Origin of the sequence: Staphylococcus sp. HMSC077D08, from assembly GCF_001837945.1 — a bacterium.
Taxonomy (GTDB): Bacteria; Bacillota; Bacilli; order Staphylococcales; family Staphylococcaceae; genus Staphylococcus; species Staphylococcus epidermidis.
In genome coordinates this window covers 67,005-90,634 of record NZ_KV834827.1, presented here as the reverse complement: position 1 = coordinate 90,634, position 23,630 = coordinate 67,005, and the positions used below count along the sequence as shown (strand labels likewise).

At 31.1% G+C, this 23,630-nt stretch carries 17 protein-coding genes and 3 pseudogenes; 15 read left to right on the top strand and 5 right to left on the bottom strand.

The genetic code is table 11. The features are described from left to right. Positions 1–243: 243 nt before the first annotated feature. The 3 genes and pseudogenes from HMPREF2663_RS13125 to HMPREF2663_RS12565 all read right to left on the bottom strand — a co-directional run bounded on the left by HMPREF2663_RS13125 (position 244) and on the right by HMPREF2663_RS12565 (position 2,018). Positions 244–879, bottom strand: a pseudogene (locus tag HMPREF2663_RS13125) (recombinase family protein). A gap of 91 nt (positions 880–970) precedes the next feature. Next, on the bottom strand, positions 971–1,747 hold the full coding sequence (locus HMPREF2663_RS11120; RefSeq protein WP_070846431.1) for a hypothetical protein: 777 nt from the start codon (positions 1,745–1,747) through the stop codon (positions 971–973). Between the two features lie 175 nt (positions 1,748–1,922). After that, positions 1,923–2,018, bottom strand: a complete 96-nt coding sequence (locus HMPREF2663_RS12565; protein WP_083320010.1) for a type I toxin-antitoxin system Fst family toxin — start codon at positions 2,016–2,018, stop codon at positions 1,923–1,925. Between the two features lie 1,137 nt (positions 2,019–3,155). Here HMPREF2663_RS12565 and HMPREF2663_RS11115 point away from each other — a divergent pair. After that, positions 3,156–4,474, top strand: a pseudogene (locus HMPREF2663_RS11115) (poly-gamma-glutamate hydrolase family protein). Positions 4,475–4,654: 180 nt separating this feature from the next. Here the strand turns inward: HMPREF2663_RS11115 and HMPREF2663_RS11110 are convergent. Further along, positions 4,655–5,389 carry an SDR family oxidoreductase gene (locus HMPREF2663_RS11110; protein WP_002458301.1) on the bottom strand — a complete coding sequence of 245 codons (735 nt, stop codon included), beginning with the start codon at positions 5,387–5,389 and terminating at the stop codon, positions 4,655–4,657. A 92-nt stretch (positions 5,390–5,481) separates the two neighbouring features. On the opposite strand from HMPREF2663_RS11110, the gene HMPREF2663_RS11105 reads away from it, so the two are divergent. From HMPREF2663_RS11105 to HMPREF2663_RS11090, 4 genes are all read left to right on the top strand, one after another. After that, a complete protein-coding gene (locus HMPREF2663_RS11105) occupies positions 5,482–5,838 on the top strand; it encodes a MerR family transcriptional regulator (RefSeq protein ID WP_058703135.1) in 357 nt (118 codons plus the stop codon). 184 nt (positions 5,839–6,022) lie between these two features. Then, the gene (locus tag HMPREF2663_RS11100; RefSeq protein WP_002437978.1) at positions 6,023–6,124 is read left to right on the top strand and encodes an SE2200 family small protein; all 102 of its coding nucleotides are present in this window, start codon (positions 6,023–6,025) and stop codon (positions 6,122–6,124) included. Between the two features lie 197 nt (positions 6,125–6,321). Continuing rightward, positions 6,322–8,655, top strand: coding sequence for a CDP-glycerol glycerophosphotransferase family protein (locus tag HMPREF2663_RS11095; RefSeq protein WP_070846429.1), 2,334 nt, complete (start codon positions 6,322–6,324; stop codon positions 8,653–8,655). Between the two features lie 190 nt (positions 8,656–8,845). Then, entirely contained in the window at positions 8,846–10,390 is a 1,545-nt protein-coding gene (locus HMPREF2663_RS11090) for an NAD(P)H-binding protein (protein ID WP_070846427.1), read from the top strand. Positions 10,391–10,512: 122 nt separating this feature from the next. On the opposite strand, the gene HMPREF2663_RS11085 is transcribed toward HMPREF2663_RS11090, so the two are convergent. After that, a complete protein-coding gene (locus HMPREF2663_RS11085) occupies positions 10,513–11,982 on the bottom strand; it encodes an alkaline phosphatase (RefSeq protein WP_002496676.1) in 1,470 nt (489 codons plus the stop codon). Between the two features lie 296 nt (positions 11,983–12,278). Between HMPREF2663_RS11085 and HMPREF2663_RS11080 the strand changes: the two genes are divergently transcribed. From HMPREF2663_RS11080 to HMPREF2663_RS11035, 10 genes and pseudogenes are all read left to right on the top strand, one after another. Next, the gene (locus tag HMPREF2663_RS11080) at positions 12,279–12,458 is read left to right on the top strand and encodes a hypothetical protein (RefSeq protein ID WP_002501358.1); all 180 of its coding nucleotides are present in this window, start codon (positions 12,279–12,281) and stop codon (positions 12,456–12,458) included. 30 nt (positions 12,459–12,488) lie between these two features. Next, positions 12,489–13,154, top strand: a complete 666-nt coding sequence (locus HMPREF2663_RS11075; RefSeq protein ID WP_002475664.1) for a response regulator transcription factor — start codon at positions 12,489–12,491, stop codon at positions 13,152–13,154. A gap of 5 nt (positions 13,155–13,159) precedes the next feature. Next, positions 13,160–14,056, top strand: coding sequence for a sensor histidine kinase (locus tag HMPREF2663_RS11070; protein WP_002475631.1), 897 nt, complete (start codon positions 13,160–13,162; stop codon positions 14,054–14,056). Between the two features lie 110 nt (positions 14,057–14,166). Beyond that, positions 14,167–14,916, top strand: coding sequence for an ABC transporter ATP-binding protein (locus HMPREF2663_RS11065; protein WP_002490451.1), 750 nt, complete (start codon positions 14,167–14,169; stop codon positions 14,914–14,916). A 1-nt stretch (position 14,917) separates the two neighbouring features. Continuing rightward, entirely contained in the window at positions 14,918–16,930 is a 2,013-nt protein-coding gene (locus HMPREF2663_RS11060) for an FtsX-like permease family protein (protein ID WP_070846425.1), read from the top strand. A 103-nt stretch (positions 16,931–17,033) separates the two neighbouring features. Further along, the gene (locus tag HMPREF2663_RS11055; protein ID WP_002458290.1) at positions 17,034–17,624 is read left to right on the top strand and encodes a DUF4064 domain-containing protein; all 591 of its coding nucleotides are present in this window, start codon (positions 17,034–17,036) and stop codon (positions 17,622–17,624) included. Positions 17,625–18,145: 521 nt separating this feature from the next. Further along, positions 18,146–19,738: pseudogene (locus HMPREF2663_RS11050) on the top strand (solute:sodium symporter family transporter). Between the two features lie 129 nt (positions 19,739–19,867). After that, positions 19,868–21,052, top strand: coding sequence for a 5,10-methylene-tetrahydrofolate dehydrogenase (locus HMPREF2663_RS11045; RefSeq protein WP_070846423.1), 1,185 nt, complete (start codon positions 19,868–19,870; stop codon positions 21,050–21,052). Continuing rightward, positions 21,049–22,158, top strand: a complete 1,110-nt coding sequence (locus tag HMPREF2663_RS11040; protein WP_020363894.1) for a hypothetical protein — start codon at positions 21,049–21,051, stop codon at positions 22,156–22,158. Before HMPREF2663_RS11045 ends, HMPREF2663_RS11040 begins: the two co-directional genes overlap by 4 nt. 143 nt (positions 22,159–22,301) lie before the next feature. Further along, positions 22,302–23,627: a PrsW family glutamic-type intramembrane protease gene (locus tag HMPREF2663_RS11035; RefSeq protein ID WP_070846421.1), complete on the top strand. Its 1,326-nt coding sequence runs from the start codon at positions 22,302–22,304 to the stop codon at positions 23,625–23,627. The last annotated feature ends 3 nt before the right edge of the window (positions 23,628–23,630 follow it).

Below are 23,630 nucleotides of genomic sequence, written 5' to 3'. Positions count from 1 at the left end.
ATCACTTCAAGATGGCGGACGTAATTCATATGTGCAACGAACAGTAGGAAGAAAAGAACGATTGCCAGATGATGACAGCTATCATTTAATTACTCAAACATTCGGAGGTTCTATATACTTTAACAGTCGGTTGCTATAAAGAAGTGTATTAATCGTATATTAATGGGAAGAGGAATATAAAAAAAGGAGATTGTATTTTCTCTCTTTCTTGCTTTATTTTTAAAATATCATAATAGGTGATTATCATTTATTTTGGGAGGCATTGAAGAAACGTTTATAAAACCAAAACAATATCGTAATTCTATAAACTGTTAGCCTTGTTAAATTAACCTCTTTCGCAATTTTACTAATTGCTTGGCTTTCTTCTAACATTTCTACAACACGATGATAAATAATATATTTTTGAGGATCTTTACAATTCGGCGAATAAAGTAATGAACGGCCTTTATATAGCCCTTTGTCTTTCGCGACTTTAATACATTGTGCTTGTCAACGTTTACTTCATTTCGTTCTTGTTCTGAAACCATTGCTCATATATGAATGAGTAGATTTTTCATAAATTTATCTAATAATGAATTGCTAATCTCATCATTCATCATAGGTATGCTAGTAATCATTAATTAAACTTATTTGTCTTTTAAATAATTAACTGTCTTGATCACTTCATCGTAATTAAGGCCTAAACGATCAAATGACTACACTACAACCTCATCTTCCACCCTCACAAAACTAAGAAATTATTGAAATAACAATCTATTTTTAATAGATTCCCCAGACTGTTTTTCTGTAAATGTTTTTCGCACCAAACGTTTTTAAATTATCCAGTTGTCTTTTTAAATTTTGATCCATGGATAATACCCTCGCATAGCCAACATTTATTTTCATACCATAATTAATATTACACCCAAATCATACGTTTGAGTCATTATAAATTCAACAACTATATCAGTATGATTAGGGTTTACTTAAATCAGTCACTTAACATATCTTTATATTCTTCTTCTGTATAAAATTTGATAGCTAATTGTTCTAAGCCTTTTAACTGAAAAAATTCATTATATAATCCGTTTATTTTGATTTTATTTCCTTTCAGTTTATATGCTAAAATTCTATATTCTTTTTGATTGGCATATTTATTAGATTTACAAAAACTAACTTTAACAATATCTTCAAATGTCAGTTCTTCCTTATTTTCTATTTTATAAAATAGTGGATGTTTCTCATTGAAGTATTCAACAATATCCCCTTTAAAAAATATATCATTTTCTGAAAAGTATTTAAGTAACCTATTTTTAAAGTGCTCAAAATCAATAGTTATATAAATATTTCTATTATCAAGTATACCATTTATTTCATTTATGAATTTCTGCGACAGCCTATAAATACCATCATCCATCTTCACTAAATCGCTTTCTCTTATTATAGAAAAGCAACAAATTTTAAAATCTTTATTTATATTCGGAGTATTTTTGAATATGACTTCTTTTAGATTTACCTTATTAATTTGGGCATATGGATCATCTAAATGTTGGAAATACATTTCTATTGAATCTTCTGAACTATTTATATTCACCCACTTATCAGAAATAACTCCTTCAAGTTCATCTCCTATATCTTCATGTTCAATTTTTTGAAAAGTTTTAAGACTATTAAAATATAAATAATCATTTTCAAAATCTTTGCTATATTTAGGTGATATAAATTTTAAAACACCTATAATTCTGTTTTCACCTTCTATTATATTCAAATTGAAATCACATCCATTATGTTTATTTGTCTTTCTTACGTTAGATTGTATAGTTTTGCATTCCTATCCACTATGATGTTATAATATATTTAACAAGAATATCTGCATTTAATGCACCAAACCCCTCACTACTGAGAATAGTGAGGGGTTTTTTGGTGTGGCTTAGTCGCCTATTTTACTTATCATCACATTTGCGAAGCCAATACGCAAAGAATGTGACAATGCAACCACTTGCTGCCGTGGTCATGATGTGAACAAGAATATCTGTCATTTTTAGCACCTCCTCTCTGCGTCTGAATTGACGCCTGAGAGATAGGCGACTCTATTATTATACCAGCTGTGAATATACAAACATATCCACTTCCGATAAGTTATTTTATGTAATGATAGTGAGGTTTATTTCTTTGATATTCAGAGACAAAAGAGATACTTTATAAGTATTCAAATCTCTGAGTTACTATTTTTCTTAATATTAAGTACCGTTAATAAAAATTCTATTTCACTTCGACTTTATTTATAGCTCGAGCTGACACTCGAATGAAACCCCAAATAGCCTTCATAATTTCCAAAATAGGTTCTACACCCAATATACTATGACTATAGTTTTTCATTTCTAGTTAAGAAAGGTTTTAATTTGTTTGAATTTTAAAGTATTCCTAATTATCATTTTTCATGATTTTCTTATTTGTTATGAACTCGGTTTTATGTATAGAGCTCTCAAAGAACATGCTGAACAATCATCACATTTTTTTATTAAAATCACATTTAAAGCCATTTCTACCATTTCGATATACATATCATTAAAATCTATTCTTTTATTATTAAGATATATATTAGTTAAGATCACAATTGGGTTTCGTTCCAAAAATTTCATTAACATACCGCGAAATATTATTTTGAGCAGTTCTAACATAACTTCCCATTGATAGCGTAAGTTTTTAAGTTGAGGCTTGTTATAATTTTTATACGTAAGCACTCTGTTAATTTAATTTGGTGGTATTTATTAAATTATATGAAGGTGTCTTACTTTTTTAAGTATTTAAAAGCGAAATTGCCTGTTAATACGTAGTATTTATGTCGAGACTCCTAAGCAAGTAGTGCTAATTGTTGAAAGAGATTGAGATGGCACACTAGAAAAGTGAGTCATTCAATACGAAATATTTCATAAATAGAGAATGGTAGTAAGATAACTTTCAATTGAAAATATCTTATTGCTTTTCTAAGGATTTTTATCATAAACTCTTAGTTATTGTTTAAAAAAATTTCTTTAGTGAAAATATTTAGTAATATCAATATTTTAAAAAATTGATATGATAAAAAACATTCCGCAACTTAATAAAAAATATTGATTTTTTGTACAAATAAGTTAGTATAATTTTTATATTAATAATTCATAAGGAGAATTGATATGAAAGTCAAAAGTATTTCACGGTTCTTTTCAATGAAGAAAGTGACGCTAAGTTTCGTTACCGTATTTATTGGAGTAGGGACAATAGGTTCATTTAATCAGTATGCTGATGCAAGTACGAAAACGCAACAAACACATGTAACTAAGACATCTCCAACTCAAAAGACGACGTCCAATTTTAAACGTTCAGTTAAAGATACGGTTGTTAAATCTAGAGCTACATCAACAAAAAGAGCTATATCACCCAAAACGTCATCAACTAAAAAAACTACAATAGCCAAAAAATCTACAACATTAAATAAAACGCGCACAACAACCAAGACTCAGCCTACCATTCGTAAGAGTTCAACAACTTCAACACGTTCAAAAACAATGCCTACTTCTGTGAAACGCACAACTTCTCATAAAGCAACTACTGTGTCGCCAACTTCTAAAGCTAAAATATCAACAAAAACACAACAATCAACTAAAAGTCATACAACTTCAGTTAAAAAAACACTACACAACTTAGTAAAACAAAATCACCGTCAGTATCAACAAAATCTAAAACAGTTCAATCCTCTACGACAAAGGCACAACCTACTTTAACGACTCAAGTTAGTACAACTACTAAAGCAAAGCAACTTTCAACGTCACCTACTTCTAAAATCAATAATAGTAAAGAATTAGTGGGAGTGGCACCTGTTGAACGTAAAACAGATAAATATCAATCGATGACACAGTTAGAAAAAGAAACAACTGAAGGTGTAGATTGGAGAAAAGATACAAAAAACACAGGGAATCAAGTACTCATTGTGGCTCCACATGGTGGAAGTATTGAACAAGGTACAACAGAATTAACTAAAGCATTAGCGGATAAAGGTAATTATGATTATTATTCATTTGAAGGCATTCGACCTAAAAATAACTCTGAATTACATGTTACGTCTACACATTATGATGATCCGACATTAAATCAAATGATTAAAAACCGTACTGCAACTGTTTCAATCCATGGCGCATCAGGTACTGAGGAGATTATCTATCTTGGCGGGCCTCGTTCAGATTTGAGAAATGCTATAGAGAAGCAACTTGTTAGAAGTGGATTTACTGTTAAAGTTCCACCAGAGTATCTAGGCGGTCAAAATAATAAAAACTTCATTAATAGAGAAGACAATAACACTGGCGTTCAGTTAGAATTAACGACTGCTTTAAGAAAAGCATTCTTTAAAAATGGAGATACTAGTACAAAAAATCGTACGAACAAAGAAAATTGGACACCCACAATGCAAGAGTTCGTTAATGCTTTATATGAAGCTATCAATCAAACCTATCATTAAGTTAAGGTGGCAGAGATGAGATGACAAAGAACTGAGTATATATATTATAAGCTGTAAAATTTTAATAATAACAAATTCAACGGTTATGTCTGAGAATATTTTAAGGACATAACCGTTTTATTTAAAAGCTTTGATAATTGCGATTCATAATCGAAACTTAGTCATTATCTATCTTTAATTTTATAACTCTTGATTTGTAGGACGTATGACTATTTCATTTAAAGATGTATCTTCTTCCGAATTAATTGCATAAGCAATAGCATTTGCTACCCTTTCTGGTGGGACAGCCAAAGCTTCGTAACCTTTACGCACATGTTCAGCAACGTCTTCATCATTAACTGAATCAGGTAAGTTCGTATCAATGATACCAGGTGAAATAACAGTTACTCTAACATTAGATTGTGCCTGTACTTCTTCTTGACGCAGTGTTTCACTTAAGAAACGGACTGCCATTTTAGTTGAGCCATAGATTGCTGAACCAGGTGAAGTTTTATGACCTGCGACAGATGAAATGTTAATAAAGTGTCCAGATTGTTGTTCTCTCATTGTAGGTAACGCTGCGTTGATACCGTATAAAACCCCTTTAATATTAAGATCAATCATATGATCCCAATCTTCAACACGTCCATTACCAATAGGTGAAAGTGCCATAACGCCTGCATTATTCATCCAAACATCAATACGACCATATTGTTGTAAAGTGAATTGGGCTAAAGCTTTAAGATCATCATGTGAAGTCGCATCTGTTACTTTGTAAGTGGCTTCTCCCTCGATATGATTGACAATGCTTTTTAATTTTTCTTCACGACGTGCAGCTAAAACAACTTTATGACCATCTTGTGCAAGACGTTGTGCAGTAGCTTCTCCAATACCACTAGATGCACCAGTTATTACAATAACTTTACTATTATTCATCAATTTCAACTCCTTATAATTGATAATCTATAGTATCCTCCCTTAGACTAGGTCTAAGTCAAAACAGATGCTTTGAAGAGAGGAGACAAAAATTGCGAATTACAGATGTTGCTAACCTTTATCATGTCAGTACGCATGCGATTCGTTTTTATGAAAAGAAAGGACTCATTAACATACCAAGGGATGCACGTGGTCACCGCCAATTTGGTAATGATACTTTAAAAAAATTAGAAGTTATTGTTCATTACAGAAAGGTAAATATGCCTATTGAGGATATTAAGAAAATTTTAACTCATGCACATGACCATGACTTATCAAGTCAGTTATTAAATAAGCTCAAAGTCAATATAGAAAATGATATAACAAAACTAAGACAAAATCTTAAATATGTGAGGAATAAAATAGAAATTCATGAAGCATTGAGAGATAAATGTAATCGTAAATCGTAACTTAAGTTGTAAAATAAATCTATGTATTTTCAAAATTAATAATGAATTTTAGAAAATAAGGGAAAAATTACGTTAATTTGAAATTCAAGTTTTTAAAAATAACTATAAAACGTGTATAATAGTAATTAACTATTGAACATTTTGTTTGTTCAAGAACCGCATCTTTGAAAGGAGTGTTATTAAGATGAAAAAATTAGCAGTTATTTTAGCATTAGCTGGTGCAGCGTTCTATGGTTTCAAAAAATACCAAAATCATGTAAACCAAGCTCCAAACATTGAATATTAAGATTCACTAATGATAATTATATGAAGACACGACTAGGTCGATTGCGACCATGTCGTGTCTTTTTTAATTTTAAAATTCAAAATTATTTTAATTATATACAAAGTAGATAAAATTCCAAATATTAAGTATAATATCTTTCGCGAGTTCTACATATTAAAGATGAAATAATTTAATGTATTTGGGAAGTGAGATATTAAATGAAGATTAACATATTTGGATATAATATCTTCGACAAGGGCGGAACATCAAGAAGTAATATTAACTTAGTGAAAAGCTTATTAGAAATTGGACATGAGGTACACTACTTTAATTATAAGAACTATAATAAAAGTGATATCACAAAACTAATTATTTACGAAGGGTTGAGCACAAAGCATCTTCATATTTATCAATTTAATAGTGGAAAAGAACTTGCTCATGGAGACCTACTTATAATTACTAGAGAAACCTTTTTTAATCATGCATATTTAGTTAAAAAATTAAATAGCAAGATTAAGATTGTTGGTGAAATACATGGTCCATTGGAATATATTAATGAGAATATAGATTTAGCATTAGACTGTATTGATTGTGTTCGAGTGAGTACAGCTAGAATCAAAAATGAGTTTATAGCTAAATATGACTATCATCGGGTTTTTAATCAATACGTAAATGCACAACATATCGATTTAAAATCAGAGCCAATAAATACTAAACGAAATTTTTTAATTAAAGCACGTTTTGAGGACGAAGTTAAAGATATTTCATATATTATTAAATTGTTTAATTACATCATTAAAAACCAAATTGTTGACGATGCTCAACTTTATTTAATAGGATATGGTCCTTCAGAAATGCTTTACAAAAATTTGATAAATTACTATCATCTTAATGATTATATTCATATTAATGAAAAAGAACCAGAGAGTTATATTTATATATCTAGTTCACCATATGAAACGCTCGGCTATTCTATATTAGAAACGATTGCTCAGGGGAATAAAGCTCTAGTTTACTATGGTGATGATAACGTGTTAAAGGATATCTATGCACCATATGAAGCGATACGTTTTTTAACCAAAGATATGATTAAAGATAGTAAAATAATTAAAGACTTTCTAGACTATAAATATAGTCACTGTGATCGACAAAAAGATTATCGACAGTTGGAGAGTACGTTTAAATGCATTAACTATGGACAGGAATTTTTAAATCACGTTGAAACTTTTTCTTCATCTCAACATGTAAAAGTGAAGAAAATTCATCAACATCTCTGTAGTGAAAAACAAATAGATATAGCAAGTCGTTTAAAAGAAAGTCGTTGGATGAATTTAATTAGAAAAAATAAATATTTATTTAATAAATGTAAAACGTACTATGAAAAAAGAAAGCATATGAGCTATATCAAAAATTTAAATCAAATACCTGTAGACGCAGACTCAATATTTATAGAGTCTTTCCATGGTAAGAATTTCAGTGGAGATCCTAAATATATTGCTCTCGCTATTAAAAGACAGTATGCTCATAAAAAAATATATGTGAGTTCAACCAATTCACTTGTCGATATGGAAATCAAACGTTACGGTTTTACACCTGTTCGATTTGGAAGCGAGAAATATATTAAAACGTTTAGAAAGTGTAAGTATGTTTTTATCAATGGTAACTCATGGGATAAAGTGTACAAGTCTTCAGAGCAGATATTTATTCAAACGTGGCACGGTTTTCCATTAAAGAAAATGGTTAATGATTTAAATGAACAGCATGAAAGACAACAACAACTAGAGGCATTCATACCACGCATGAAAAAATGGGATTACATTTTGACATCATCAGATATTAATACGACGTTGTTAGAATCAGCCTTTATGCTAAATAAAAATCCAAATCTTAAAGTTCTAGAATACGGCGCACCTAAGAATGAATATTTAATAAATAATAATAATTTACAAGAGCGCCAGCAGTTACAGCTTAAATATATGTATAAGATAGATGATGATAAAAAATATATATTATATTGTCCCACATGGAGAGGAAATCAAAGAAAAGAAGTCACTCAGATTAATTTAAAAGATTTACTTAAATATTTACCAGAGAATTACGAGATTATTGTGAAACTCCATCCTAATGAAAGTCATTTAAGAACTAGATATAATCAAATAGATAATCGAATTCATTGTTATTTCAATGAACTTGTTGATATTCAAGAACTGTATATTCTGAGTGAATGTATGATTACAGATTACTCGTCGACCATTTTTGACTATATACATTTAAACAAGCCGGTGTTTATTCTTCAAGAAGACGAGCAACAATATAAACAAAGTGTTGGTTTTTATTTTGATTTGTTTGAAGTGGGTGATTTTCTTAAAGCCTCTTTAAATGAACGCATGTTAGCTAAACAAATTTGTAGCACTGATTATATAAATTATTCAAAAGTGGTTCATCGTTTGATGAAACAAGATAGTTCGAAAAGCAGTGAAAAGTTAATGACCAAAATTCTTGGGGAACCAGAATATCCACGTTCATCAATCTGCAAACAACAGATTTCTTAAAGAAAGTTGTTATTTACTGGGAAATAATATAAGTATGGATACTTTGAGACAAGAATCATGTGAATCTTGTCTCAGTTTCATATTTTTGGGTAAACATTTAACATATAGCAATGATAACCAATACAAATTTAATAAGTATACAATCTAACTATTTTTCTAGAACATTAAAACACATTCTAAGGGGGAGTATATGTCTAAAATTTTACTAACTGGTGCATCAGGTTATATTGGTAGTCATCTCAAGAATAAATTAAAAAAAGATCATGAAGTGATAGCTATATCGAGAAATACTCATAATAAAACGGATGAAGAAAATGTCACGTGGAAGTCAGCAGACTTATTTGATTTGGACGAAATTACAAAAGTAATGAAAGATGTAGATACAGCGATTTATTTAGTACACTCTATGATGCCATCAGCAAAATTAACGCAGGCTAGCTTCGAAGATATGGATGTATTGTTAGCGGATAATTTTGCGCGTGCGGCTCAAAAGCAGGGTGTTAAGCATATTGTCTACATGAGTGGTTTAATACCAGAAAATGATGAGCTATCTGCGCATTTAAGAAGTCGACTTGAATGTGAAAAAATTCTTGGTGATTACGGTATACCAGTTAGCACATTACGTGCAGGTTTAATTATTGGTGCAAAAGGAAGTTCTTATCCAATTCTTAAAAGACTAGTTGAGAGATTGCCAGCAATGGTTTTGCCTAGTTGGGCTTACAATAAAATTGCACCTGTTGCCATTGACGATGTGATAGATGGTTTAGCAGCATTGGTGAATCGAACACCCAAAGATAACGAAGCAATTGATATCACAGGTCCTGAAGTGATGAATTATAAAACGCTGATACAGCGCACAGCTAACGTACTTGATAAGCGACTACCTATGCTTGATTTACCTATTATACCCATTATCGTAAGTCGTTATTGGGTACAACTGATTTCAAATGTACCGAAAGAAATGGTATATCCATTAATGAATAGTTTGATTCACGATATGGTACCACATCGAAAACGCGTTGTGTCTAACTTGGCCGTAGGAAATATCACCTTTGAAGATAGTGTGAGAAGAGCACTAAGAGAAGAACAAAAGACTTCTAAGAAAAAGTCGGATTCGAAAAATTCTCAATCATTTGGGCGTATGCATCAAGAAATTAAAGATGTACGAGCCATTACACGGTTTAAAATTCCGGAAGGTTATTCGATTAAAGATGTGACTAAAGAATATGCAAAATTTATCAATAATATCACACTACATCTCGTTAAAGGTACGATAAATGAACGAGAATTTAATATGAATTTGCCCTTCATTAATAAATTCATTTTAAAAATGGAACGTGATGAAGCTGACTCTACAGAAGATATGGTGGTATATAATATTGTGGGTGGCGATTTAGCACATTCAAATGATGGTGGAAATGCACGCTTTGAATTCCGAAGAATAAGAAACACCAATGAGGGTATTATTGCTTTACAAGAATATGAACCTACATTACCTTGGGTAGTATATAAACTAACTCAAGCTAAAGCACACAAGACTGTTATGAATATTTTTAAAAATAAGATGGCACGTTTAGCACAGCAAAAAAATGTGAAAGATGAAAAGAATATGTCTAATCGTGTAACTATTGGAGTAACAGTAGCATCAACGTTCGTTATTGGAAGCGTAGTAGGGTTCCAACTTTTTAAAAAGTATCAAATCAAAAAGAGCACAATGTCGAATGCAGAATTATAAGCGATTTATATTTAATAGTTATTACATTTTATGTGTATAAAATATACTATTTACTTGATAAAGGGACAGTGGTCATAACGACGACTGTCCCTTTCTTATTATATTAAATTTAAACTTTATAACTAATTTTGATTTGATGTTACATTGTTTCCGAAAAAGTCAAATATGTTTTTAGCGCTTTGGGTATTTTCCATATTCCCTTTGAATTTATTAGAACCTGGCCCATATGCATATGTGTTAACATCTACACCTGTATGGCCATTGGTTGTCCAACCTGTGTGTGAAGCATCGTTAATTGGTTTTTGAATTGCATTTTGTAATTTTGTTGTTTGTTCTACAACTTTTTCGTCTTTGTCATCTTTACCTTCTTTTTGTAGTTTGTGAAGGTCGTCTGCTGCTTTTTTGACTTTATCGAGTTGTTTGTTTGGAAAATCAATGCCGTATCCATCTTTAATTACTTTTTTAGGATCTTTTCCATCAGCGATTTGTTTTGTCATATACATTCCAGAATGTTTCATCTTGTGAATAGCCTCTGGATTCCATTTATAATCTTTACCTTTTGCGGTTGATAGACCACCAGTTGAGTGGTCTGCAGTTGCTACAACAAGTGTATCTTTATGTGTCTTTGCATAATTAATAGCATTATCAAAAGCTGTTTCGAAACCAGACATTTCAGACATCACACCAGTGATATCATTAGGGTGGGCAGCTTTATCAATTGAAGCACCCTCAACCATTAAAAAGAATCCCTTATTATTTTTACTTAATTTATTTAGTGCACTGTTTTGCATGTCTACTAGCAACGGATTAGATTGAGGTGCATCTATTTGTAATGGCATATCTTTTTCTGAGAAAGTACCTAAGACTTGCTTGCTTTGTGATTGATTTAATTCATCTTTATTAGAAACGATATCATAACCGTCTTTTTTGAATTTTTTCGCTAAATTTTTATTTTCTTTACCGAAGTATTTTGCTCCGCCACCTAACATCACATCGACTTTATGTTTGCCATTTATTTTATCATTATAAAATTGCTGTGCAATTTCATCTTTTTTATCGCGTGAATCTATATGAGCAGCATATACAGCAGGTGTTGCATCAGTAAGTTCAGCAGTAGTTACTAAACCAGTTGATTTTCCTTGTTCTTTAGCTTGTTCTAGCACAGATTTAATTGGTTTTTTATTTGTATCAACACTAATTGCACCGTTATATGTTTTGTGACCGGTACTAAAAGCTGTTCCTCCAGCAGCAGAGTCTGTAACATTTTCTTTAGGATCATTAGAATAAGTACGATTTGTTCCTTTTAGATATTTATCAAAAGCGGTTGGAGTCATTTTCTTAGCACCAGGCTTATTTTTATAATAGCGATATGCAGTGTTAAAAGAAGGTCCCATACCATCGCCAACCATGAAGATGACATTTTTTGGATTTTTTGTGTTGCCGAAAGCAATGGCTTCGTTTTGTGTTTGCTTAGTTTGAGCACCTTGTTCTGAGCTGCCTGAAGCATAGGATACGTTCACTGTACTTAAAACGGATGCTGCTACGATTGATGAAGCAAGCGTCGTCTTGCCCATTTTATTCATAAATTTCATAAATAAATTGCCTCCCAATATGTATGATAATTTAAGTATAGAAGACAAATTTTGACTGAGAGTTAGTTTTTAGTAAATATAATGTAAAGTAATATTATTTTTACATATTATAAAATTTTATCACTTAAATAAAATGTATGGCTCTATATTCGATGCCCTTTTATATCTCTCAAAGTGATAATATTGTTAAAATAATACCATCATGTCAATGTATTTCTTAGTAATAAACATGTAAAATAATCTATAATAGGTATCATAATTATTAGGGGTTAGAGCCCCTAGGAGAAGGTGAGACAATGATATTTGTAATGTTATCTCCAATATTAATTATTTTGTTTATTGTACTAAGCGTATTAGAAGAAAAACGTAGAAAGAAAAATTCAAAAGAACAAAATTCGAATCATGTAGAACAGCAACAACCTGATTATATCGACAAAGAACAACAGCAAAATAAAAATTCAGATGATGATAAATAAGAGTGAAAAGATAGTGAAAGGTGAACATATATGAAGATTTTCATTGTAGAAGACGATTTAGTGATTGCTGAAAGTTTAGCTAATGAGCTATCTAAATGGAATTATGAGGTTCATGTGGTTGATAATTTTGAAAAGATAATGGAAGATTTTCGCAGAGTAGAACCACAACTCGTATTATTAGATATCAATCTACCAACCCTTAATGGCTTCCATTGGTGCCAAGAAATACGAAAAGTATCTCGTGTGCCTATTATGTTTATTAGTTCAAGAACAGATAATATGGATCAAATTCTGGCTATTCAAATGGGTGGCGATGATTTTATCGAGAAACCATTTAACTTGTCTTTAACAGTAGCTAAAATTCAGGCACTATTGCGTCGCACTTATGATTTATCAATAGCTCGTGATGAAATAGCTGTTAAAGGTTGTAAACTAATTGTTGATGAGGCGAAGCTTAGCAAGGATAATGAACATGTTCAACTTTCCTTAACAGAGCTACAGATATTAAAATTGTTATTTCAAAATGAAAATAAATATGTAAGTCGTACAGCTTTAATTGAGAAATGTTGGGAGTCTGAGAATTTTATTGATGACAATACGCTAGCAGTAAATATGACGCGATTACGAAAAAAATTACTTTCTATCGGTGTCGATAATTTAATTGAGACAAAGAAAAATGTAGGATACAGGGTTTGAGACATATGAAGTTTGCATATATTCAATCGATTCGTAATGAGATTTCAATTATTTTAATAATTCTATTATTTTTTGCACTTATATTTTATGTATTTTCTTTACCTTTTGATGCATACGTACTAGCAATCAGTATCATATTACTATTGATGTGTGTACGTTGGTGGATAAAGTATTTAAATTTTAAAAAGAACGAACATCTTAAAGATAAAGTGGCATATTTAGAACATGAGTTAGCACATGTTAAGAATCAGCAAATTGAATATCGTAATGATGTTGAAAGTTATTTTTTAACATGGGTACATCAAATTAAAACACCTATCACTGCCTCACAATTACTTTTGGAGAGAAACGAGGAGAATGTAGTTAATCGTGTTAGACAAGAAATTGTGCACATTGATAATTATACAAGCCTCGCATTAAGTTATTTAAAATTATTAAATGAAGAGTCAGATATGACAATTACCAAAGTGACAGTTGATGATTTGATTCGGCCGTTGATTTTAAAATATAGAATTCAGTTTATTGAACAAAAGACGCAAATCCATTATGAAAAAAGTGAGGACATCATTTTAACCGATACACAATGGGCTTCTATAATGATAGAGCAACTTTTAAATAATGCTTTAAAATATGCTAAAGGTAAAGATATATGGATAGATTTTGATGTTGCCAATCAAACTCTACAGATTAAAGATAATGGTATTGGGATTAGTAAAGCAGATATTCCTAAAATTTTTGATAAAGGATACTCAGGATTTAACGGTAGATTGAATGAACAATCAACAGGTATAGGTTTATTTATAGTGCAACACATTGCAAATCATTTAAATATACAAGTAACTGTACAATCAGAGTTAAATCAGGGGACAGTATTTTTTATACATTTTACTAAAGAAAAATAATAAACTTTCAAAATTGTAAGTTTGCCAATGATATTTGTAAGATATTATGAATGTTATTGGCATTCTTTTTATTTTATGATGTAGTAGAAAGGGAGAAAGGAGTTTGCATAGTGTTATTAGAGGTTAAAAATGTAAAAAAGGTCTTTGGCAGAGGTATGAACACGACAATAGCTTTAAATCAAATGAACCTTGAAATTGATGAAAATGAATTTGTAGCAATCATGGGCGAGTCAGGTTCAGGTAAATCTACATTACTCAATTTAATTGCTACTTTTGATCGTACAACTGAAGGATTAATAAAGTTAGACGGGTTGCCGCTTAATCAATTGAAGCATAAAGACATTGCACGCTTTCGCAGAGAAATGATGGGATTTGTGTTTCAAGATTTTAATGTGTTGAATACGATGTCGAACAAAGATAATATTTTGATGCCTCTTGTACTTGCAAATGAACGTCCGAAAATAATGCAAAAACGCTTAACGGAAATAAGTGAACAATTAGGAATTGAAGACTTGCTTGAAAAATATCCGTCTGAAATATCTGGGGGACAAAGACAACGGATAGCTATAGCCCGTGCGTTGATAGCACGACCTAAATTATTATTAGCTGATGAACCCACTGGTGCACTTGATTCAAAAACCTCTAAAAACCTTATGTGTTTATTTCGAAAAATTAATCAAAAGCATCAAACTATATTAATGGTGACACATTCAAATATTGACGCGTCATATGCGAACCGTGTCATCTTTATCAAAGATGGTCGTTTATATCATGAGATTTATCGTGGTGAAGAATCGCAAACAGATTATCAAAAGCGTATTGCCGATAATTTGGCCATATTGAATGGAGTAGGTGACTAATATGACTTTCAAGATTTTGTGGAAAATGATTAAACAAAATTTTGTTAATCAACGTCATATCATTGTTCCATTTATTAGCGTAATAAGTATTTTATTCGGTATTGAATACATATTGTTATCGTTAACCACTAACATTTATTTTAATGAGCATCATCCTGAATTAAAAATATCTGCGATGATTGGAATAGTGTTTATGACGATGTTATTATTCATATTTTTAATTTATGCAAATCACTTTGTTATGAATCGTAGGAAAAAGGAATTTGCCTTAAATATGGTTCTTGGCATGGAGAAAAAACATCTAAGACTCATCATCTTGATTGAACTTCTCATTCAATTTATTATATCTGCAATATTGAGCATTGTTGGAGGTTACTTATTTGGTGAGCTCTTTTTTATGTTATTTAATAAACTAGTTAATACGCATCAACCTCAGTTGTCAGATTATCCATTTGATGTTTTGTCAATGAAAATCACATTAACCATGCTACTCAGTTTGATGATCATATTGTTTGTTATTAACAATTTTAAAATATCATTTAAAAACTCCTTACAGTTACTGCTTAAAAATAAAAGTAAGACACATGAAAAATCCCGTGTACTGTTAATAATATTTTTAATTTTAGGATTAATTTTTATAGGAATGGGCTATTATTTAGCTATAAAACCTAACACGGCTATCGGTTCCTTGGGGATTATATTTTTTGCGATTTTGTCAACGCTTATCGGTACCTATTTGCTTTTTGTTAGCTTAGGGTCAATAGTTTTAGAAATGTTACAAAAATTAGATCATTATTATTATAAACCCAATCATTTTTTCTTTATTGCAGGACTTAAATCACGCGTAAAATCTAGTGCGATTGGTTTAGCTACGATTTCATTTATGTGTACATTTCTGATTGTTACGTTAAGTATGACAGTCTCAACTTATAGAAATATGGATCACAGGTTTGAATTTGCATTTAAAAATGATTACGCAGGTTATTATATTGGTGATTTTCATAAAAATAGCAAAATTCAACGTAAGATAGAAAATTTAAAAAAAGATATTCGCCAAGAAGTTCCAACTGGTCAATTTAAAATTTATGCACGAGGTATGGTGGGAGCTGAATTGCAGGGAGGCTTAAAACATAAAAAGCTAAAAAGACAAACTGTATCGAGTGGTTTATTTAATTTTGGAAATAAGCGAAAATTCAACTCCTTTATTTCTATATATAATAAAAGTGATTACAATAAAAACAATAAAAAAATAAAATTAAATGATGATGAAATTGCAATTAGTACAAGTGTGTCATTATTTAAAAAAATGAAAACGCTCAATATATTCGGGAAAACATACAGAGTTAAATATATTGAGTCTACAAATATGGATAACTTACTCTATGCAGATGGTATAACTTTAATTGTGAATCAACAACAACTGATGGATCGTATTGTTAATGAATATCGTAATCATAATGATGAAAATTTAATCATCACTCCTAATCAAGTACAAACTGCCGTTGAATTTAATGTATTAAAAGAAAAGGATAAGTTGAATCATCGCATTAAGAAAATAGGGGTTCAACATGATATTGAATTTCAAGTGAAAAAACAAAATCTATTGATGTGGAAACAAGTCAACTCAAGTTTAGTTTTTGTTGGAAGTGTTGTATCTCTAGTTTTATTGATAGGTATATTTCTTATGATGTATTATAAACAAGTTTCAGAAGGTCATGAAGATAGAGATGCATATATAACGATGAAACAACTTGGATTAGATGAAAATTTAATCAAAAAAACAATTAATAAACAAGTAATATGGGTATTTCTCATTCCTGTAATTGTTGCAATTATACATACGTTAGCTGCTTTTCGCATCATATACTCTGTATTAGGAATCGTTGGTCAATATGACTTGGGACTATATGCTACAAGTTATGTAGGTGTGATAGTTGTATTTATTATTTTTTATTCAATGATGTACTGGATTACTTCTAGAATTTATTATACGATGATAAACGGTAAGCATTAATATTTATATATTTTAAGAAAGATAAATTACAATATATCTAATTTAATGCATATGTTTAAAAAAATTAGGGAATTAAATGAATAGGTGAAAAGGAGGAACAAGAATGATACAACGTAAAGGTGAATTAATACTTTCATGGATTGGCAATGGATTACATCTGTTGTATGTATTTTTAATAGGCATATTTTTCATAATGACACAAACAAGTGATTTTAAAAATGGAATGATTCAAGGATTTATAGAAGAAAATCCAGGGGAATATGATTTAGCATACCAAACTTATAATATTATGTTAGGTTTAGGTGTCGTTTTCATTATTATACTTCTCATTTTATTAATTGTATCAATAGTTGCCGCTATTTTAATTGGTAAAAATGCAAAAGTATCAGGAATATTACTCGTTATTACAGGAATCATTGGTCTCTTTTTAAGTTTTATGGCTGGTGTCTTATGGTTAATAGCAGGTATCATGCTTTTAGTACGTAAACCACAAACACAAAATGACCAAATCAATTCTCAATACAGTAATGACATACATTCACATGTTGTGCCAGAAGAAAAGAAACGTGAACAACAACAATATAATATGAATGAACCACATATTGGTCAACCATCAACATCTCATCATGATCACGCCTTGAATGATCAAAATAAACGAGAAAACCATAATCATGATAATCAACCATACAAATAGTACAAACGATTTAAAGGTTGAATACCTATATCAAATGTTTTGATGTTTGAAATTTTTATTATAAATAAATGAATTGAAAAATGCTTGTTACTGACTGTTTCGAATCATAGTCAGTTGTACGGGAGCGAGACGACGAATCTGAAAAGAATCGGTCTCGCTTTTTTAGTATAAAAATTTAATTATTATTTTAAAATGATGAAGTGATTTCTATAGTTAAATTTAGTGCAAGGATACTTTAAAAAATATATTGGAAAAATGCCGCTATTAAAAAATGTTCTAAAGTGTACAATTCATTTTAAAAACAAAAAAGAAGTTTTAAAATTTATATTTCTGTCTATATATGAGTTGTGCACGAAATGACAAACCCAATTCACATATGAAACATTTATCACTTTACAATAATATGTTGTTAAGTTGATGTAGATACATTCATTGTTTTACGTATAAGTCACTATCGTTGTTTTTTAGGATCTATTTTAATTATATCCAATCGACAAAAGTGGAAAGGAGTAACATATTAAATGAATTGGATATCGATTATTTTATTTATTATGGTCGTAGGTGGCATTTCTTTTTATGCCTATTTGCAATCAAGAAAAATTAAAACGAATAGTTCAGATGGTTATTTTATGGGAGGAAATAGCCTTACTGGATTTACAGTTGCTTCAACAATTATCATGACCAATTTGTCGACAGAACAAATTGTTGGGCAAAATGGTTAAAGCTATGCACAAGGAATGGAAGTAATGGCTTGGGAAGTTACGGCTGCCGTAGCAGTTGTATTGTTGGCATGGGTCTTTCTTCCTAAATATTTAAAATAGGGTGTTAATACAATTTCTGAGTTTTTGGAATTACGTTATGATACATTTACTAAACGTTTTGTCTCCATTTTATTTATCTTCACCTATGTCGTATCTTTCTTGCCTGTAGTATTGTACTCTGGTTCACTAGTGTTCAATAAAATGTTTAAAGTTGATAAATATTTAGGTGTAAGTAGTTCAACAGCTGTCATCATTATTTCATCTATTATTGGTATAATTGGTATTATTTACTTATTTGTAGGTGGTTTATCGTTAAGTGCTTTTAGTGATTCAATTTATGGCATGGCTTTAATCATAGGTGGACTTGCGATTACAATATTAGGTCTAGGTCAATTAGGAGATGGCAACTTCCTACATGGCTTCGACAAAATCGTGCAAGACACACCTGAGAAATTGAATGGTTTTGGTAAGGTGGACTCGGATGTTGTGCCTTGGCCAACCCTATTCTTTGGTATGTTCTTTAACAATTTATTCTTCTGGTGCGCAAACCAGATGATAGTTCAAAAAGCACTCGCAGCTAAAAATTTAAAAGAATCTCAAAAAGGTGCAATATATTTAAGCTTATTTAAAGTGTTCGGACCATTATTTACAGTCTTACCAGGTGTAGTAGCATTTAACTATTTTAATGGTAGTCTTGATAAATCAGATAACGCTTACCCTGCACTTGTAACTTCAGTATTACCAGAATGGGCATTCGGCTTATTTGGTGCGGTTATTTTTGGTGCAATATTAAGCTCATTTGTTGGCTCATTGAATAGTACAACTACACTATTAACACTCGATTTCTATCAACCTATTTTTGGAAAAAATAAATCAGATAAACATATTGCTCGAGTAGGCCATATTGCTACTGTAGTCATTGGAGTTATTGTTGTAGCACTTGCACCAGTCATCTCATTATTCCCTAGTGGTCTTTATGCATTAGTTCAACAGTTTAATGGTGTGTATAGTATGCCTGTGCTAGCTTTGATTTTAGTCGCTTTCTTTTCTAAACGCACATCTAAATTGGGCGCTAAAGTGACACTCTTCACACATATAATTTTATATGCCATCATCAGCTTTGTATTTACAGAAATTAATTATCTATACACATTTAGTGTATTATTCTTTGTAGATTTAATTATAATTTTGATCTTTAACAAAGTTAAACCATCTAGTGAGTTTGATTTAAACACGCATCAACCGAAAGTAGATATGACGCCTTGGAAATATCGTTACGTTGCAGGTATTATTGTTCTTGCATTAGTAGTAGTAAGTTATATTATCTTCTCACCACTCGTGTTAGCAAAATAAATGTTACAATTAAAACTTAATGAGTAACAAAACAAAAGTGTACGTTAAGAACGTTTATCAGCGTGATAACGTGCACTTTTTAACTATGAATAGAGTTGATTTAAAAATTAGAAAGGAGGGACAACGACGATGCAAACAGTCGGAATTATACCTTCACCAGGTATAGCGCATCAACATGCAAAAAATATAATTCCAAATGTTAAACAGTTATTGTCAAAGCGGACTAAACATAATCGATGGAATTTCGAAATCAAAGTCGATCTCATGATAGGATCTGCAGAGGATATACATGAAAGTGTTGAAAAAGCAGCACAAATTAAAGAGGCACATCAGTGGGATTACGTTGTTTGCCTGACAGATTTGCCAAGTATTTCAGATAATAAAGTGGTAGTCAGCGACTTTAATAGTGACAAACATGTTGCAATGCTATCATTACCGTCACTAGGTTTTATTGATTTAAAGCGCAAGCTAGTTAAAACGATGACTTCATTGATTGAACAATTATATTATAATCAACCGAAAAACAAAAATGCGCCACATCCTTTTGTACGCGTGAAGGCTGTAGAACCAGACGAAGACGCAACATCAAAGCAACGATATATTAATATTTTATTTATCATAAGTTGGATTCAGTTAATTGGTGGACTGACACGAGCAAATCAGCCTTGGAAAAACATCTTTAATTTTAAGAAAATCATTTCAGTTGCCTTTGCAACAGGAACTTATGTCTCCATATTTTCAATGCCATGGGAATTAAGCGTGATTTATTCACCGCTTCGACTTATCATATTGATGGTGATTGCCATACTTGGGATGGCCGGATGGCTATTCTATGCGCATCAATTGATTGAAAAGAAAACTGCTAAATCTCAGCGTGTATATCGATATATTTATAATTCAACCACACTTGTTACACTAAGTTTGATTACACTCATAAATTATGTCATTTTGTATTTATTGTTAATCATCAGTATCACACTCTTTGTCCCTGTGGAATTATTTAATAGTTGGACGAGTGCCCAAGCACAATTTACGTTCTCAAATTATATGAGATTGATTTGGTTTGTATCATCATTAGGGCTTTTAGCTGGGGCTATGGGATCAACTGTTGAAAATGAAGAGAAAATACGTCGTATTACTTATTCTTATAGACAATATCATCGCTATAAAGAAGCTGAGCAAGAACAAAAAGAACAAGAAACTTCTCGTGATGTATCACAACAAAATGTCGAACAACAAACTTCAAGTAAAGATGGAAATAATGAACAATATGAAGGTAAAAAACAAGGACATAGAGAGGAGGATGACGCATGACAAATCAAAAAACTGTGGGTCTAGTCGTCGCTCCAGGTGTTACTGAACATCTTGCAGAAAATCTTATACAAGAAATGCCTAAAATGTTATCTACGCATTATGATCATCAGCAAGAATGGATTTTTGATTTAGTTACTGATCCGCTTACTGGTTTTGCTGAATCTGTAGATGAAATTTTTGAGAAAGTAGCTGATTATCACGATAAGAGACAATGGGATTATGTGATAGCAATTACAGATTTACCGATGTTTGCTGACAAGCAAGTGATGGCATTAGATATTAATATGGAAAATGGTGCAGCTATTTTCTCATACCCGGCATTTGGCTGGCGTCCAGTTAAAAAACGTTTCAAGCATGCGATTTATAATATTATTCAAGAATTAAATGAAGCTGAACAAGAAAGTCGTAATTATGATAATAATAATCAAATAGAAAATTCAGTGAAAAAGCAATTTCCGCTCTCTAAAATAGACAAAGAAACAATATATATGAAAGAAACAGACTCTTATCACTTAAGATATTTATCTAGTTCACGTTCTAGAGGCATGTTTCGTCTTGTTAGTGGAATGACCTTTGCGAATAATCCATTAAATATGATGGCAAGTTTAAGTAATATAGTAGCTATTGCATTTACTACAGGTGCATTTGGACTTGTATTTACAACGATGTGGCAAATGGCTTATAACTTTTCAATGTGGCGCTTATTTGGAATTTCAATTATTGCGATTATTGGAATGTTAATATGGATAATGATGTCACATGAGTTATGGGAACCAGTTAATAAAAGCAATCATAAGCAAATTACTTGGTTATACAATCTTACAACAATAATGACATTGATTTTTGCCATTATCATTTATTATATTATTCTATATTTACTCTTCTTAATTGCTGAAATCGTATTATTGCCATCAGGATTTTTAGGTCAGCAAGTTGGATTAAAAGGTCCTGCAGGCATTGATTTGTATTTAAGTATTCCATGGTTTGCAGCTTCAATTTCGACAGTTGCAGGTGCAATTGGAGCTGGTTTACTTAATGATGAACTCATTAAAGAGAGCACATATGGATATCGTCAACGCGTAAGATACGAAGAGCAACGTCGATAAAAGCAGTCGCTTTTATCGACGTTTTATTTTGCAATACGAAAATTAACAGTTTATCTGTCATAGAATATAGCGATTTTATGAGAATTAATTTAAAATATTGATAACAACTTTTTTATAGAGATAACTTGAAAGTAGGGATTGAATTGATTTGTTCTAATTGTGGGTCACATTTAGAGAAGGATGATAAATTTTGTGTTAATTGTGGACAGAGTGTGTTAGATAATCCAAAGACAAAAACTGAACATTTTTTTAGTAGTCAAGAAAGACAATGTCCAAAGTGTCACAAAGTAGTAAATGTCGATGATAAGTTTTGTATTAATTGTGGTCATTTTCTTCAGCAAACATTATCAAATGCAAATGACAACATAGGGTCACATACATATTCAAACACAAAACCTGAAATTGAAAATGAAACTGCAGATCGCATTCGATTAACAGAAGAAGCCAAGCATCTATTTAATAACACAACGAAATCAATAGGTAGGCTAGCAGGGAATGATGAAAGTTTAAAATTGAATTTGCGTGATATGTTTTCTGAGGTGTTTAAATCTCACACCAAAGATGAAGCGGATGATGTATTTATTGCTGGAACAAAGCGTACGACGCCACATATTAATGAAGTTTCCGAAGAGTGGGGGAGACCTTGGGTATTCTCGCGTGTATTTTTAGCTTTAGGTATCACTTTCCTAGCGTTATGGGTATTAACAAATGTATTTGGTAATGCCAATGCCATACCAGGAATGATATTTATTGGCGCACTATTAGTTCCTATTTCAGGGTTAATCTTCTTCTTCGAATCTAATGCATTTAAAAATATTAGTATCTTTGATGTAATGAGCATGTTTTTTATTGGTGGTGTATTGTCACTTATTAGTACAATGATTTTATATCAATTTGTTACATTTAGTACTGAATCGCAATATTATGGAATTATGACTATAACAGATGCATTCATAGTAGGATTTGTTGAAGAGGTTGGAAAAGCAACTGTTGTTATTTTGTTTATCAATTATTTAAAAACAAATAAAATACTCAATGGATTACTTATCGGTGCTGCTGTTGGTGCAGGGTTCGCGGTGTTTGAATCAGCCGGTTATATATTTAGGTTTGGATTTAATTTAGTTGATGGAGTTAATAATATTACTGAAATTACTATACAAAGAGGTTGGACAGCTTTAGGCGGTCACCTCGTTTGGGCAGCTATTGTTGGTGCTGCGGCAGTAATAGTGAAAGAAACAAACCATTTCGAATGGTCGAATATCATCGATAAACGTTTTATATTTTTCTTTTTTGTGGCAGTGACATTGCACGGAATATGGGATACGGAAATAACACTTTTAAGTAGTGGTTATTTAAAATATATTCTATTAATTATAATTGCATGGCTATTTATATTTATACTTATGAAAGCAGGGCTAACTCAGGTGAATCAGTTGCGTGAGGAATACAATCGTTTAGAGGAAAGGTGATAT